The sequence below is a fragment of the Achromobacter deleyi genome, assembly GCF_016127315.1.
Taxonomy (GTDB): Bacteria; Pseudomonadota; Gammaproteobacteria; order Burkholderiales; family Burkholderiaceae_B; genus Achromobacter; species Achromobacter insuavis_A.
The window spans coordinates 2252948-2267566 of record NZ_CP065997.1 but is presented as its reverse complement, the minus strand read 5'-3'; the positions used below and the strand labels follow the sequence as shown (position 1 = coordinate 2267566).

At 65.1% G+C, this 14619-nt stretch carries 13 protein-coding genes and 1 tRNA gene; 6 read left to right on the top strand and 8 right to left on the bottom strand.

The genetic code is table 11. From position 1 onward, the window contains the following. Positions 1–96 precede the first annotated feature (96 nt). From I6I07_RS10255 to I6I07_RS10240, 4 genes are all read right to left on the bottom strand, one after another. On the bottom strand, positions 97–1359 hold the full coding sequence (locus tag I6I07_RS10255; RefSeq protein WP_198486551.1) for a type II toxin-antitoxin system HipA family toxin: 1263 nt from the start codon (positions 1357–1359) through the stop codon (positions 97–99). Continuing rightward, the gene (locus I6I07_RS10250; RefSeq protein ID WP_198486550.1) at positions 1356–1613 is read right to left on the bottom strand and encodes a type II toxin-antitoxin system Y4mF family antitoxin; all 258 of its coding nucleotides are present in this window, start codon (positions 1611–1613) and stop codon (positions 1356–1358) included. Before I6I07_RS10250 ends, I6I07_RS10255 begins: the two co-directional genes overlap by 4 nt. A gap of 252 nt (positions 1614–1865) precedes the next feature. Continuing rightward, a complete protein-coding gene (htpG, locus tag I6I07_RS10245) occupies positions 1866–3755 on the bottom strand; it encodes a molecular chaperone HtpG (RefSeq protein ID WP_198486549.1) in 1890 nt (629 codons plus the stop codon). 124 nt (positions 3756–3879) lie between these two features. Further along, positions 3880–5262, bottom strand: coding sequence for a DKNYY domain-containing protein (locus I6I07_RS10240; RefSeq protein ID WP_232626024.1), 1383 nt, complete (start codon positions 5260–5262; stop codon positions 3880–3882). A gap of 172 nt (positions 5263–5434) precedes the next feature. Here I6I07_RS10240 and I6I07_RS10235 point away from each other — a divergent pair, with 172 nt between their 5' ends. Both I6I07_RS10235 and I6I07_RS10230 read left to right on the top strand, forming a co-directional pair. Beyond that, positions 5435–6826, top strand: a complete 1392-nt coding sequence (locus tag I6I07_RS10235) for a nucleobase:cation symporter-2 family protein (protein ID WP_061073176.1) — start codon at positions 5435–5437, stop codon at positions 6824–6826. A 118-nt stretch (positions 6827–6944) separates the two neighbouring features. After that, positions 6945–7029, top strand: a tRNA-Leu gene (locus I6I07_RS10230). Positions 7030–7081: 52 nt separating this feature from the next. Here the strand turns inward: I6I07_RS10230 and I6I07_RS10225 are convergent. Continuing rightward, positions 7082–7384 carry an addiction module antidote protein gene (locus I6I07_RS10225; RefSeq protein WP_198486547.1) on the bottom strand — a complete coding sequence of 101 codons (303 nt, stop codon included), beginning with the start codon at positions 7382–7384 and terminating at the stop codon, positions 7082–7084. Between the two features lie 243 nt (positions 7385–7627). Between I6I07_RS10225 and I6I07_RS10220 the strand changes: the two genes are divergently transcribed. Beyond that, on the top strand, positions 7628–8095 hold the full coding sequence (locus I6I07_RS10220) for a hypothetical protein (RefSeq protein WP_198486546.1): 468 nt from the start codon (positions 7628–7630) through the stop codon (positions 8093–8095). 31 nt (positions 8096–8126) lie between these two features. Here the strand turns inward: I6I07_RS10220 and I6I07_RS10215 are convergent, their stop codons facing one another. Next, positions 8127–8450, bottom strand: coding sequence for a YXWGXW repeat-containing protein (locus tag I6I07_RS10215; protein ID WP_198486545.1), 324 nt, complete (start codon positions 8448–8450; stop codon positions 8127–8129). Positions 8451–8741: 291 nt separating this feature from the next. On the opposite strand from I6I07_RS10215, the gene I6I07_RS10210 reads away from it, so the two are divergent. From I6I07_RS10210 to I6I07_RS10200, 3 genes are all read left to right on the top strand, one after another. Continuing rightward, positions 8742–9758, top strand: coding sequence for an amino acid ABC transporter substrate-binding protein (locus tag I6I07_RS10210; RefSeq protein ID WP_006391576.1), 1017 nt, complete (start codon positions 8742–8744; stop codon positions 9756–9758). 159 nt (positions 9759–9917) lie between these two features. Then, positions 9918–12059 carry an ATP-dependent helicase gene (locus I6I07_RS10205; protein ID WP_198486544.1) on the top strand — a complete coding sequence of 714 codons (2142 nt, stop codon included), beginning with the start codon at positions 9918–9920 and terminating at the stop codon, positions 12057–12059. 109 nt (positions 12060–12168) lie between these two features. Then, complete coding sequence (locus tag I6I07_RS10200; protein WP_006385706.1) at positions 12169–12450, top strand: peptidylprolyl isomerase; 282 nt, start codon at positions 12169–12171, stop codon at positions 12448–12450. 104 nt (positions 12451–12554) lie between these two features. Here I6I07_RS10200 and I6I07_RS10195 read toward each other — a convergent pair whose 3' ends face one another. Further along, on the bottom strand, positions 12555–13652 hold the full coding sequence (locus tag I6I07_RS10195; protein WP_198486543.1) for a hypothetical protein: 1098 nt from the start codon (positions 13650–13652) through the stop codon (positions 12555–12557). Between the two features lie 188 nt (positions 13653–13840). Further along, positions 13841–14617, bottom strand: a complete 777-nt coding sequence (locus I6I07_RS10190) for an ATP-binding cassette domain-containing protein (RefSeq protein ID WP_198486542.1) — start codon at positions 14615–14617, stop codon at positions 13841–13843. Positions 14618–14619 lie beyond the last annotated feature (2 nt).

The window sequence follows — 14619 nt, the reverse complement described above, 5'->3', positions numbered from 1 at the left end:
TGACGGGTATACCCTTACAGAAAAAGCAACTAAACGGGGAAAGACTTTTGACCTGGAGTCATGAATGACGCGAGGGTTTCCAGGGCGCGGGCGAGGTCAGCCCGGCAATTCCCAGCGTTTGGCGAGCTTGCGAGTGTTGGCCCGGATCCATTGGCCCAGACGCTCGAGCAGCGTGCTTTCCGTGCCCGCCGTAGCCTGCCGCGCCAGGTCGGCCTGCACCGTTTCCAGCGCAGACGGCAGTTCCGTCACCAGCGCCTGCGCCACGCCAGCCACGTAGCGGGGGCTGAAGCCCAGTTCCCGCGCCATGGCATCCAGGTGCCCGCGGCCAATGTGGCCCGGCCTGGACTCGCCGCCCACGGCGAACGCGAAATTGCAGGCCAGGCCGGGGTACAGCGCGGTACACATCAGGTCATAGAACGGCGCCAGGCGGTACTGGCCATCCGGCGTTTGCAGCACGGACAGGTTCTTGGCATGGCTGTCGTTATTGCCGACGCAAAGGTTGAAAAGCACCCACTGCAGGAAGCGCTTGAGGTCCGCCGCGTTGACGCCCATGCCCCTGAGCAGTTCGCGGCACTGCGCCAGCGACGGCCCGCCATCGGCTTCGTATTTCACATCCGAGGGCTTGCCTGCCAACTGGCACAGATCGAGCTGATGCAGGCGCCGCAGGCCTGCCGCGCCGTCCGGCGCGCGATCGTAGCGGGTGACCAGGCACGCCCGGGTATCCGGTTGCAGGCCCGCCTCGGCCACGCCCAGCCCCAGGCGCGCCGCCAATTGCATCACCAGGGTTTCATTGAGCGCCGATGACCAGACGCCATCAAACCCGCGGATGTCCGGCTTGAGGATATGCATGGAGGGCGCGGCGCCCTCGGGCCAGGCCGGCGCGCCGTCCGGCATGACCATCAGCAGCAGCTTGTCCTGCGCGCCCGCCAGTGAAATGCGCGCACCGTCGGCGTTCTCGGCAACCAGGGCTGGCTGTGCCGGATCCTGCAGACGCGCGGCGATCTCGCCCCAGGTCGTGGCGCGATAGCGCGGCGGCGCCGGCCGTTCGCCTTGCGGCCATATCGTCAGGCCGCTGGCCGTGTCGCCCCCGACGCTGCGCAGCAGGCCGAAGACGGTCGTGGCGTGGCGGCTGACTTGCAGGAATCGGCGCAGGCGCCCTTCGGGCAGCAGGTTTTCGAAGAAGGCATGCACCGCCTCGCCGGCATGGTCGCCGTCGCGCAGCGGGATGTCCGGCGCGATGGCATGCGCCGCAGGCCATCCCAGCCAGGCATCGTCATAGACGAAACGCAGGGGCCGTTCGTCGAACAGGCGGCCGACCTTGCGATCCGCCTGGTAAAGATCGAGCGCGTCGACGCTCATGGCCGGCCCACGCGCTTGGGACCGACCCGCACTTCCAGGCCCAGCAGGTCCAGCATGTCGAGCACCTTCTGCAACTGCAGCGTTGGCTTGCCCCGCTCCAGGTCCACCACGAAACGATTGCCGGTGCCGGACAGGCCGGCCAGGTCTGTTTGCAGCAGCCCTTGCGCGCGGCGTACGTCCTTCACCAATTCACCGAGTTCGGCGGAGGTGTGGATGGCGATGGAGGCTCCATCAGTGGAAGATGGCGAGGGCATGGGAAACTCTCAGAATTACCGTACGGTAATTTTACGCGGATATTCCCACGAAATGCAGGTTTAATTACCGATCGGTAATTTTTATGCTCGAATCGCCGCATTTCTGTCTAGAAATTACCGATCGGGAATACCGCGGCCGCTTCTCCCTACGCGGAAGCCTGGTCCGCGCATGGCGAATCCTCGGTCTTCCGCCCCCCCGCCAATGAAAAAGGCGCCCTCGCGAGCGCCTTTTTCACCTGTCACACCAACCGCTTACTTCAGCAGCAGCGCGTTCAGGCGCTTGACGAACGCCGCCGGATCGGCGATCTGCGCGCCTTCGGCCAGCAGGGCCTGGTCGAGCAGCAGGCGGGCCCACTGGTCGAACTCGCCGTCGTCGGCGGCGCGGATGCGGGCCAGCAGCGGGTGTTCCGGGTTGATCTCCAACACCGGCTTAACGTTGGGCGCTTCCTGGCCGGCGGCCTTCAGCATGCGCAGCAGGTGCGGGCTGAGTTCGTTCTGGCCCACCACCACGCACGCCGGCGAATCCACCAGGCGCAGCGTGACGCGCACTTCCTTGACCTGGTCTTCCAGGGTCTTCTGCAGGCGCTCGACCAGCGGCTTGAAGTCCTCGGCCACTTCGGCCTGGTGCTTCTTTTCTTCCTCGTCGGCCAGCTCGGCCAGGTCGAGGCCGCCCTTGGCCACCGACACCAGCAACTTGCCGTCGAATTCGCGCAGGTACGACAGCATCCATTCGTCGACGCGGTCGGACAGCAGCAGCACCTCGATGCCCTTCTTGCGGAAGATCTCCAGGTGCGGGCTGTTGCTGGCGGCGGCGAAGGTGTCGGCCGTGACGTAGTAGATCTTGTCCTGGCCTTCCTTCATGCGCGCCACGTAGTCGGCGAACGACACGGTCTGGGCCTGGTCGCCGGTCTGGGTCGAGGCAAAGCGCATCAGCTTGGCGATGCGTTCCAGGTTGGCGTGGTCTTCGCCCGCGCCTTCCTTGAGCACCTGGCCGAATTCCGACCAGAACGTGGCGTACTCTTCCGGCTTGTTCTCGGCCAGGTCTTCCAGCAGCGACAGGATGCGCTTGGCCGAGCCTTCGCGGATGGCACGCACGTCGCGGCTTTCCTGCAGGATCTCGCGCGACACGTTCAGCGGCAGGTCGGCCGAGTCGATCACGCCGCGCACGAAGCGCAGGTACGACGGCAGCAGCTGGTCGGCGTCGTCCATGATGAAGACGCGCTTGACGTACAGCTTGACGCCGCGGCGGCCGTCGCGGTCCCACAGGTCCATCGGCGCGTGCTTGGGCACGTACAGCAGCTGGGTGTATTCGCTGCGGCCTTCGACGCGGTTGTGGGTCCAGGCGAGCGGGTCGTCATAGTCGTGCGACACCGTCTTGTAGAACTCGCGGTACTGTTCCTCGGTGACGTCGGCCTTGTTGCGGGCCCACAGGGCGTTGGCCTGGTTGACCGTTTCCAGCTCGTCCTGCTTGACCTGTTCGCCCTTCTCCGCGTCCCATTCTTCCTTGGCCATGCGGATCGGCAGCGAGATGTGGTCGGAGTAGCGGCGCAGGATCTCGCGCAGCTTCCAGCCGTTGAGCAGCTCGTCTTCGTCGGCGCGCAGGTGCAGCGTGACGTCGGTGCCGCGCGTGGCCTTGTCGGCGGCGGCGATGGTGAACTCACCCTGGCCGTCGGACTCCCAGCGGATGGCGTCGGTGGCGCCGGCGCGGCGGCTGATCACCGTGACCTTGTCGGCGACGATGAACGAGGAGTAGAAGCCCACGCCGAACTGGCCGATCAGCTGCGCGTCCTTCTGCTTGTCGCCGGTCAGCTGCGAGAAGAACTCGCGCGTGCCGGAACGGGCGATGGTGCCCAGGTTGGCCACGGCTTCTTCACGCGACAGGCCGATGCCGTTGTCGGAGATGGTGACCGTGCGGGCGTCCTTGTCGTAGCTGACGGTGATGGCCAGCTCGCCATCGCCTTCCAGCAGCGCCGGGTTGTCGATGGCTTCGAAGCGCAGCTTGTCGCAGGCGTCCGAGGCGTTCGACACCAGCTCGCGCAGGAAGATTTCCTTGTTGCTGTACAGCGAATGGATCATCAGGTGCAGCAGTTGCTTCACCTCGGCCTGGAATCCCAGGGTTTCGGACGTGGCGTTCTGGCTCATCGTTGTATGAAAAGTCGGAAAATTAGGGACAAAAGGAAGCCGGATAGCGGGGCGCATGGCCCGGGCGGTCTCCGGGAAACCCTATTGTGGTGGGGGCCATCTGAAATATTTCAAGCCCCGAGCCTCAATCAAAGATGGACAGGACGCCACTGCGATAACGCGTCTTGGCCTCCAGCAGCTCGTCGGACTCGGGCACCGCCAGCTTCCCGCTATGCACCAGCTTGCGGATGTCGTCCGCCTTGATCTGGCGAGTCTGCTGCGAGCGCAGCAGGAAATCCGCCGCCATCGGATCCAGGATGCGATAGATCGGGCTGTAGATCAGTTGGGTCGCGCCCAGCTCGTCGAGGTAATAGAGCGCGTCGCCGTTGCGCCAGACCGACCCGAAGCCGTGATAGACCTCGCCCAGTTTGGTCCATTGCCCCGTCGGCGCGTCCTTGAACCGCAGGATCAGCGTGGACCGGGACAGCAAGCCGCCGCCCCCACGGGAACGGCTCCAGACTTCCTTGCTCCTGAAGAACAGCACCTGGCGGCCGTCCCGGAACACATATGGCGACAGCGCCGTGAAGCCGCCCGCCGCGAACGGATCGTCGCCGGCCCGCTCGACCACCTGCTTCTCGCTGTTGTAGAAATAGATGCCGTCCTTGCTGGCGAACAGCGCATGCAGCACATGGGCGCCTGCCTCGTTCAGCAGCCGGTACGGCGCATGGGCCGGGTCGAACGCCATCGCGCCCAGGTACACCATGCCGTCGCGCGGATCATGGAGATAAGGTTGGCGGTAGAGGTTGCCGACCGTGAAGGTGTAGAGCGCCGGATCGTCCGACAGCGGCAGCAGCGTCTCCCGGTAATAGACCCGGCGGCCATCGGCGAAGAAATTGTCGCCCGGCCGCGTCTCGCCGCGCTGGATCGAGGCAATACGGCGCAAATGCGCCGGATCCGCCTGGCGCATTTCGCGGCCTTCGTAGAACACGCGGGCGCCATCGGTGGCCAATTGCCGATCGAGCAACGGCCGATAGGGTTGCGCGCTGGCCGGCAGGGCCAGGAACGGATACCGGTAGGTCTGCGGCTTGTCGCCCCTGCCGGCCCGGTACAGGAGCTTCTGCCAGAGCTCGTCCAACCGTCCCAATTCGAGATTGCGCTCGGACGCAAACCCACAGAAGTACGTGGCCGCGCCGTCGCTGAAGTAACTGTTGCCCAGGTAGCGCGTCGATGCGGGCCGCATCCCCGGCAGCACCAGGTTGCCGCAATACACATGGAGACCGTCGCGCGCCGCCTGCCGGCCGTCGTAGCGGCCCGTGTCGAAGGCCTCGAGACCCGCGGGGTCCGCCTCGTTCACGCGGTAGTAGCCGTTGCTGGGCACGGCCGCGTAGACCTCGCCCTGGTAGCGCTTGTAGATGCTGCTGCCGTAGGACTCGCCATGGTCGATGGCGGCGAAATCGTCGCCCCCGTCGACCAGCCAGATCAGCAGCATCAGCGGCAGGATGGCGGTCAGCAAGACCAGGGCGATCACGATCCCTTTGGTGCGCGTCTGCATCGATTCCCGATTCGTCGGTCCAGGGTAGGCGGACCAAAATTCTATCAAGCCCCCAGGCGACGGTTCGAGGCGCGCGCTGCGCCCGGGGGCCTTCCCCGCTAAAATCCCGCACTTTCCTCCCATCCCCCCCCCCGGCCGGCTCCCTGCCATGCAACCCGCCTCCCTGACCCAATCTCCCTCCCACGGCGCGTCCGACGACGCCGAACCCCGCCACGACCTGGTCTACGGCCCCGACGACCGCCCCGCGGCCCCCGTCGCCTTCGTCGCCGCCCTGCAGCATTTGCTGGCCATCCTGGTGCCCATCGTCACCCCCGGCCTGCTGATCTGCCAGGCCCTGGGCGTGAGCAGCCGCGACACCACCCTGATCGTGTCCATGTCGCTGGTCATCTCCGGCATCGCCACCTACGTGCAGTGCAAGCGCTTCGGCCCGCTCGGCGCGGGCCTCCTGATCGTGCAGGGCACCAGCTTCAACTTCGTCGGCCCGCTGATCGCCGGCGGCTCGGTCATGGTCAAGCAGGGCACGCCGGTCGAGGCCGTGATGGCCGCGATCTTCGGCGTCGTCATCGCCGGCTCCTTCGTCGAAATGGGCATCAGCCGCATCCTGCCCTTCGTCAAGCGCCTGATCACCCCGCTGGTCACCGGCATCGTCGTGCTGCTGATCGGTCTGACGCTGATCAAGGTCGGCCTCATCAGCATGGGCGGCGGCTTCGGCGCCATGGCCAGCGGCACCTTCGCCAGCGCCGAGAACCTGACGCTGTCGGGCCTGGTGCTGGGCACCATCATCCTGCTGAACCGCGTGCCGGTCGTGTGGATCCGCAGCACCGCGCTGGTGCTGGCGCTGGCCGTCGGCTACATCGCCGCCGCCTACATGGGCCGCCTGGACTTCACCGGCGCGCGCGAAGCCGCCCTGTTCCAGGTGCCGATGCCGCTGCACTTCGGCCTGGGCTTCTCGTGGGCGCTGTTCGTGCCGATGCTGATCATCTATCTGGTCACCTCGCTGGAAGCCATCGGCGACGTCACCGCCACCAGCAAGGTCTCCAAGCAGCCGGTCGAAGGCCCGCTGTGGATGCAGCGCATCAAGGGCGGCGTGCTGGTCAACGGCGCCAACTCGCTGCTGGCAGGCGTCTTCAACACCTTCCCCAGCTCGGTCTTCGCCCAGAACAACGGCGTCATCCAGCTGACCGGCATCGCCAGCCGCCACGTCGGCGTCTGGATCGCCGGCATGCTGATCCTGCTGGGCCTGTTCCCCGCCGTCGCCGGCGTGCTGCAGGCCGTGCCCGAACCCGTGCTGGGCGGCGCCGCCATGGTCATGTTCGGCGCCGTGGCCGCGTCCGGCATCAACATCCTGGCCGGCATCCACCTGGACCGCCGCGCCCTGCTGATCATCGCCGTCTCGCTGGCCCTGGGCCTGGGCGTGTCGCAAGTGCCCGAGATCCTGTCGCACCTGCCGCACTCGGTGAAAAGCGTGCTGGAATCCGGCGTCGCCACCGGCGGCATCTGCGCGCTGGTCATGAACTGGTTCCTGCCGGAAAAGAAGTAAGCACGCGGGCCGGCGCCCCGCGCGCCGGCCCCTTGCCTGACAATTTTCCCCAGACCGCATATAATCGCGGTCTTCGCTTTACCCGCGACCGTCACCTGGACGGCCCCGCGACCAGCCTGCCCGGGTGGTGAAATTGGTAGACGCAGGGGACTCAAAATCCCCCGCCGCAAGGCGTGCCGGTTCGATTCCGGCCCCGGGCACCAGATTGAAAAAGCCGCTCCTGCAACGCAGAGCGGCTTTTTTGTTTGCGCGGCGCTATGCGTGCGCCCTGTCCTTGCCCTTGGCGACGGCCGTGAGCGAGACGCCCAATGCGTCCATGACCCGACGCAGCGTCAGGTAGCTTGGATTGGCGCCCGGCGCGAGCACGCGGTACAGGTTCGTGCGCGCCAGGCCGGTCTCCTTCGCAATGACCCCGATACCGCGCGCGCGGGCAACATCGCCCAGCGCCTGGAGAAAGGCGTCCGGATCGGGATCGGCCGCCGCGTCCGCCAGGTAGTGCGCAATGGTCTCGTCATCGGCCAGATAATTCGCCGGATCGAAATCACGCAACTGGGTCATTTGAATGCCTTCCCTTTGAGTTCGGCCCACAGCCGCTTCGCGGTCGCAATGTCGCGCGCCTGGGACGTCTTGTCGCCACCGCACAGCAACATCGGCGACACTTGTCTCCGACAATTGTCGCTCAAAAGGAACATCAACCAAACTGCGCAAGGCGCAAAGATGCACCACCCACGCCAGGCCACTGCATGCCCCGCCAGCAATCAACAGCAGAGTAAGCTCCCCGACAAGCACGGAGACCTCGACATGGACATTTACGAGCGCACTTTCGACTGGGTGTCCGCGACCGAAGGGCGGGCCCGATTCGCCGGGGGCATCCGCGGCTGGGACGAACGCGGACACGACACCTATGCGGTCGATGTGGATGGCAAGGTCATGTATGGCGAGATCGCCAGGACCTTTCTTCCCAACCAGAATGACTTCAACATCCAGATCGTGTCGTTCGGCTATGGCGTGCGCGAACACGTCGGCATGCCGTGGCCGGCGGACCATGACTCACACGCCCGGGGCATTTCCGATGCGGAGATGCTGCAACGTGTGCAATCGGTCCTGGAGCGGCTGATCCAGGCCGGCCTGTGTTTCGAGGACCGCCCCCGTGTCCTGCTTGAATATCCCCACGCCCGCTTCCAGGGCAGACTGATCTTCGCCGAAGGCTGGGCGGCCGGCGCGCCGGCGCGAGAGCTCACGATCCGCGCGGAGCCCCGCTCCGCCTGAGCGTGACCATTCCCTCACCCCAGGCGCAATCTCAACGGCGCCCCCAGCGCCCCTCGTAATACACCCAATGCCCATGCCGCTGGCGCCACTCCGGCCCGTGGTACACATAGCCCGGCCGCGCCGGCAGCCATACGCCCTCGATCCAGGCATGGCGGCCGCCCACCCATTCCCAATGGCCCGGCGCCCAGACGTAGCCCACGCGCGGCGGCGGCAACACTTCCACGCGAGGCGGCGGCGGCGCCACGTCGATGCTGATGGCCACGCCGGCCTGCGCCACGCCGGGCACGGCGAGCGCCCCCAGGGACAGGACCACCGCGGCGCCCGCGGTCATCGCGGCTCTGACAAGATTCCTCATGATGCATCTCCCTCGCAGTCGCGTCCGCCGATGCGGACGCGGTGAGGCCAGTGTGCGCGGAAGGAATTATCGAAATGGTTACGCGTCGGGGGCAGATGGTTTCAGTGGATTTCGCGCGCTGGCGCCCGCCACAGGGCCTGTGGCCCGTCCATCCGGCCCCGGTAAATTCCGCCCAGTGGATTTAAGGGGAATTCCCCGATTCTCCGACCCAGGCCCGGCCGATACCATTCGCCGCATTTCCGCCGACCGGCGGACATAGACCAATAGGTTGCGCGCCCGCGCGGAGACACCATGAAAGCACTGACTACCGTCGCGGCAGGCGCCGCGCTCCTTCTCTCGTCGTGGGGCGCCAGCGCGGGCGTGACGTTCGAGAGCGTCAAGAACAAGGGCTTCGTGCAGTGCGGCGTGTCCACGGGCGTGGCCGGCTTCTCGGTCAACGACAGCAAAGGCGGCTGGATGGGCCTGGACGTGGACCTGTGCCGCGCGCTGGCCGTGACCATGTTCGGCGATGCCTCCAAGTCCAAGATCATGGCCGTCAGCGCGGTGCAGCGCTTCACCGCCCTGCAGTCCGGCGAAGTCGACGTGCTGCCGCGCAACACCACCCTGGTCATGACGCGCGACACCACCCTGGGCCTGATCGGCGTGGGCGTGAACTACTACGACAGCCAGGGCATCATGGTGAACAAGTCCCTGAACGTGAAAAGCGCCAAGGAGCTGGACGGCGCCACCGTCTGCGTGCAGCCCGGCACCACCACCGAACTGAACCTGTCCGACTGGTTCCGCTCGCAGAACATCGCCTTCAAGCCGGTGGTGGTCGAGCGCATGGATGAAATCGTCCGTGCCTTCGCGGTGGGCCGCTGCGACGCCTTCACCGGCGACAAGTCGCAACTGGCCGCGGCCCGCACCAACCTCGAGAATCCCGAGAAATACGACATCCTGCCGGAGAACTTCTCCAAGGAGCCGCTGGGCCCCATGGTGCGCCAGGGCGACGAGCAGTGGTTCAACGTTGTGCGCTGGACCATGTTCGCGATGCTGGAGGCCGAGGAATACGGCGTCACCTCGAAGAACGTGGACGAGATGCTCAAGAGCACCAACCCCAACGTGCAGCGCCTGCTGGGCGTGACGCCGGGCATGGGCAAGAACCTGGGCGTGGATGACAAGTGGGCCTACAACGTCATCAAGCAGATCGGCAACTATGGCGAAAGCTTCGAGAAGAATCTTGGCGAAACCAGCCCGATGAAGCTGGCGCGGGGGTTGAACGCGTCGTATCGGAATGGCGGGTTGATGTATGGGTGGCCGGTGCGGTAAGAGCCGCATCCACGTAAGAAAGCGAGCGCACATTGCGCTCGTTTTTTTTGGGCTAAGCCGACAACACATGGGAGGCAAGCCGCAAGACGCCTCCGTTTGAACTAAGTAGTATCGTTGATGGCCATGGCCAGGTTTGCCTTTCCCCCGTCGTCCACGTACATGACCACTTCATCGCTCTCTGTTCAATTCATCCCCGCAGGCATTACCCCGACCGACGAACAGAGAAATATCCAGGGTTCCCGCCATCGGACCAGTCTTGTCATCGCCAATGCTGGCGCGGCCAAGACCACCACGCTCGCGCTCCGCATCGGCGAGGCCATCAGCAGGGGAATGGCGCCTGAAGACATCCTTGCGCTGACCTTCACCGAAGAGGCGAAGCAGGTGATGCAGAGTCGCCTGATCGCCATCGGCATTGCGTACAACACCGCCAGGCGCGTTCGTGTGCAGACGGTCGAGGAATTTTCCCAGGGAGTGCTGTCCGGGCTCGAAGACAATGTACCCGTCAGCCTTCACTCCGCCCGTGAGCAGCGGGTCTTCGCTCTTTCGGCGCTGGAGCATGTAGCACCGAATAATCCGGACAAAGCCGACGCACTCGATATCGGCACCCACAACACGGCGATCAGTCAGTTCCTGGAAAATCTGCTCAGGCTGAAGGCGACCATGACGCTGACCCGGGACGAGGGCGGCATGGATGCCGAATCCGCGGCGGAAAGCCTAAACATTCCACTGGGCGACTATCTGTGGGCCGTGGAGTATGAAAGGCAGCGCATGGATCCCTTCGGCTATGTAGAAGCTCGAGGCTTTTTCGACGCCACCTATGACTTGGCGTGCAACCTGCGCGCAACGCCAGAAATGCATGAGGCCCTTCCCGCCTTCAAGCTGGTGGTCTGCGACGAACTGCACGACGTCAATGAAGCCTCGTTCTGCATCATTGAATCGCTGCTCAACGTGCATAAGCCGTATTTTGTCGGGGTAGGCGACAAAGATCAGGTCATTTACTCGCACCTGGGAGCCGACTGCTCTTTCCTGCAGTATCGACTCGCGGCCAGCTTCCCGGGTTGCGTCGCCTTTCCGTTATCGATGACATACCGCCATGGACCGCATCTGGCATATGCCATGGAAGCATTCAAGGGCAAGATCGTCGATTCGAATCTGCCGTTGCGCACCGAGATTCACGAAGTGCCCTATGGCGCCCAGCCGGGCGCTTGCGGACAACACGTCGTCCAGGCCATCCTTCAGTGGAAAAACGACGGCAAGGCGCTGGATAATTGCTGCATCCTGTTGCGCGACCATCACCAATCCATTGAGATTGAAAACGCGCTGATGCAGGCGCAAGTGCAATATCGCACGTTGACGATGAAAAGTTATCTGCAGCGCGATGAAATTCTCTTCCTGCGCGGCATGCTTGCTATCGCGCTGGGCGACTTTCATAACGTAGCGTCGGCCGACACGCGCTCGGCCATTGTCGAAGCACTGGCCACGTTCGCCGAAGTGCCTCTGACGCCGGACGCACTCGATGAGGCAAAAGCGACAATCTCCAGGGATCCGGCGACACTCGAGTATTTCTTCAAAGGCCAGATCCAGCGTGTTGGAAGCCCCGCCGCTCGCACGCGTATCGAGAGCGCGGTGATGCATCTGCGCAGCCTCGAGCCTGACGCCTTCGCGCATACCGCATTCGAAGCAGTCTGCGAACTCGTCGACATGGAAAAACTGGCGCGGCGGCTCTACGTTCACCCCTACGAAGCCGCTGTCGTGACCAAGTCCGTGAACGGATTCATCGCGGCGGCACATGACCTGAAACTGAACCTGCCGGATTTCTCGGCCTGGCTTGGCGCCGCAGAGATGTTTGTTGGAGCACGGCCGAGCAAGAACATGGTGTTGCTGGACTGCGTGGCGAACGTCAAGGGCAAGGAATTCGAGCACGTGATTCTGCCCTTTCTCGACAAGGGCGAATTTCCCAACCCGTTACGTGCACGACCCGAAGAAGAAAACCTCTTCTACGTCGCGGCAACTCGAGCGAAATCGCGACTCACCCTGATCCCGGCAGAAAATCCCGCGCAACGCAGCCCCTTCATTTCGCAGATGCAGCTGGCTCACACGCAAAACCGTGCCAACAACGCCGTTCGCCGCAATCTGGCCCTGCCTACGCCGTCTGTCAGCCAACGAGACCTGAAAGTTGCTTATGCCAACAGGGATGTGGTGAAGGCCCTGGGAGCCCAATGGGATCGCACGAGAAAGGTATGGTATGTCCCGGGCCACCTGGATCTGGAGGCGTTCAAGAATTGGCTGGCGGAGCCGTGATCCGTCCCTTTCATGGCGTTCCCGCTGCGCGTTTATGATGGCACGGTAGCGAGTCCGCCCAAATGCGTTACTCTCCCCACCCCAATCATTCCCCCGCAAGGAGCCCAACATGGCACAAGCCTCCGCCCGCCACATCCTGGTTTCGACCGAAGCCAAGGCCAACGAACTGAAGACCGCCATCGAAAACGGCGCCGACTTCGCCCAGCTGGCCAAGGAAAACTCGAGCTGCCCGTCCAGCCGCGACGGCGGCAACCTGGGCACGTTCGGCCCGGGCCAGATGGTCAAGGAATTCGACACCGTGGTGTTCAGCGCCCCCGTCGGCGAAGTCCAGGGCCCGGTGAAGACCCAGTTCGGTTATCACCTGGTCGAAGTGACCAGCCGCAAGGACTGAGTCCTCGCCTCGGCAGGTCAGGAGACCGTCGCCGGCGCAACGCCGGCGGCGGTTTTTTTTTGGAAGCCGTAAGACGGCCTGCGGCACGGGCGGGAGCCCGCCCCCTACAGCAGATACAACCGAAACGGATACGCGTAGTAGATCTGCTCGGTGCGATTCACCTTGCCCTCGAACTCCTGGTAGATGCGCTTTCGGGCGCGGTACAGCGCGTCCATCGGCGCTTCGCCCTGGCGGGTGCCGCCAAAGAAATAGCGCAGCATCAGGGTCGAGGAATGGCCGGCCTCGTTGCTGATGATGGGAGCCAGATAGTGATGCGCGCCGCAGCGGCGCGCGGCGTCGACGAAGGCCTTGCTCATGCCGAGCTGGCTAGCGTCGAAATAGACCAGGTCGAAGGCGGCGCCCTGCAGGTCCTTGGGATACATGTCGTCCTCGCCCAGGCCGATGGCGTCGTTCTCGTCTTTTTCCGGGCGGCCCCAGGTGGGGCTGACGACGCCTTCGCCGCTGATCAGCAGGAAATCGTAGCGGCCGCGCGCGAACATGTCGGGCGTGGCGGTGGTCGTAAGCTGGAAGGTCGAGCCGGGATAGAGCCGGCGGACATCACCGGTGCCGTCGTCGGGGTCGGTCTCCGGGTCCCTCAGGATCAGGCCGCGGGCCTGCGGACCGATCGAAGCGGCACGGGACTGCGCACCCGCATCCGTGGTCGCGGTGAACGGCTGACGGGAATCGGACCCGGCATTCCCGGCGGGCGTCCCGGCCGGGGCGGCGAAGCGGAACGCGACCGGCTTCTGCACGAACAACGGCGTGCCGTCGACCGGCAACAAGTCCAGCGCGAAATGCATGGAGGTCGGCTGGATCTCGAAGATGACGCACGGCGCCTTGCGCAGCGAGGGCAGCAGCGGCCCCAGCAGTTCATGCGACAGGATCGCCATGCGGGCGTCAAACCGGCCGTCGAGCCGCCGGTTCTCTTCCAGCATGTCGTAGACGCGGCGGAATTCCTTGGACAGGACGCCGGCCGATCGTTCGGGAATGACGGTCTGCGTGGCCGCGTCGTAGTCCGACTGCAGCGTCAGGCGGTCGTCCTGCTGTTGCAGCATGATACGCATGCAACGGGCCGGAGAGACGGCGGCGACGGAGACGTCGGGGGTTCCCGCGGCCACCGCGGCGGCGGCGCCCGGCAGCGCCAGGGCGCAGGTCAGCAGCAAGACGCCCGCGGCACGTGAGCGCAGCGGGCGTCGAGGCGGGCGGCCGACGCGAGAGACGGCGTAGAGAGTCATCGATGCGGCATTGGGGAACAAGACACGCCAATGCTACGCAGGATCCGTGTGAAGGTCTGTGAAGTTTGCACCTGACTTTGTCCGCGCCGCCGGCGGGCGCTTGGGTGGACGGACGGTCAGGCCTTGCCCGTCATCACCATGTGCGCCAGCGCGTCGGCGTCCAGGCCCGCCACTTCGCGCTCGACGACCTTGACGCCGCTCTTGAGGATCGCGACGCGGTCGGCCAGCGCGACCACGTCGGCCATGTTGTGGCTGATCAGGATGACGGTGCGCCCTTCCTCGCGCAGCTTGCGCACCAGGTTCAGCACCAGCGCGGTTTCCTTGACGCCCAGCGCGGCGGTGGGCTCATCCATGATGACGACGCGCGCATCCCAGCGCAGCGCCCGCGCGATGGCGACGGCCTGGCGCTGGCCGCCCGACATGCGTTCGACCGGGCGGTCCATGTCGTCGATCGGCACCGACAGGCGTTGCAGGTAGCCGCGCGCCTCCTGCGCCATGCGGCGCTTGTCGAGCACGCGCAGCGGGCCGATGCGGCGCACCAGCTCGGCGCCCATGAAGACGTTTTCCCAGATCGACAGGCGCGGCGCCAGCGCCAGGTCCTGGTAGATGGTGGCGATGCCCTGCGCCAGCGCGTCATGCGGCGAGCCGAACACCACCGGCTTGCCATCCAGGCTCAACTCGCCGCCCGTGGGCGCCTGCGCGCCGGAGATGATGCGGATCAGCGTGGATTTGCCGGCGCCGTTGTCGCCGCAGATGGCCATCACGCGGCCCGCCGGCACCTCCAGGTCGACGCCCTTCAGGGCCTCGACGGCGCCGTAGGACTTGCGGACTTGGCGAAGCGATAGCGCGGCGGACGGGGCGGCGGTCATGGTGGCGGAAGCGGCGACGGACATGA

Excerpts from the sequence above, each read along its gene's own strand:
- I6I07_RS10255 (WP_198486551.1), bottom strand. The coding sequence starts at position 1,359 with ATGAGCGTCGACGCGCTCGATCTTTACCAGGCGGATCGCAAGGTCGGC.
- I6I07_RS10235 (WP_061073176.1), top strand. The coding sequence starts at position 5,435 with ATGCAACCCGCCTCCCTGACCCAATCTCCCTCCCACGGCGCGTCCGAC.
- I6I07_RS10205 (WP_198486544.1), top strand. The coding sequence starts at position 9,918 with ATGACCACTTCATCGCTCTCTGTTCAATTCATCCCCGCAGGCATTACC.
- htpG (WP_198486549.1), bottom strand. The coding sequence starts at position 3,755 with ATGAGCCAGAACGCCACGTCCGAAACCCTGGGATTCCAGGCCGAGGTG.
- I6I07_RS10250 (WP_198486550.1), bottom strand. The coding sequence starts at position 1,613 with ATGCCCTCGCCATCTTCCACTGATGGAGCCTCCATCGCCATCCACACC.
- I6I07_RS10210 (WP_006391576.1), top strand. The coding sequence starts at position 8,742 with ATGAAAGCACTGACTACCGTCGCGGCAGGCGCCGCGCTCCTTCTCTCG.
- I6I07_RS10200 (WP_006385706.1), top strand. The coding sequence starts at position 12,169 with ATGGCACAAGCCTCCGCCCGCCACATCCTGGTTTCGACCGAAGCCAAG.
- I6I07_RS10220 (WP_198486546.1), top strand. The coding sequence starts at position 7,628 with ATGGACATTTACGAGCGCACTTTCGACTGGGTGTCCGCGACCGAAGGG.
- I6I07_RS10225 (WP_198486547.1), bottom strand. The coding sequence starts at position 7,384 with ATGACCCAGTTGCGTGATTTCGATCCGGCGAATTATCTGGCCGATGAC.
- I6I07_RS10190 (WP_198486542.1), bottom strand. The coding sequence starts at position 14,617 with ATGTCCGTCGCCGCTTCCGCCACCATGACCGCCGCCCCGTCCGCCGCG.
- I6I07_RS10215 (WP_198486545.1), bottom strand. The coding sequence starts at position 8,450 with ATGAGGAATCTTGTCAGAGCCGCGATGACCGCGGGCGCCGCGGTGGTC.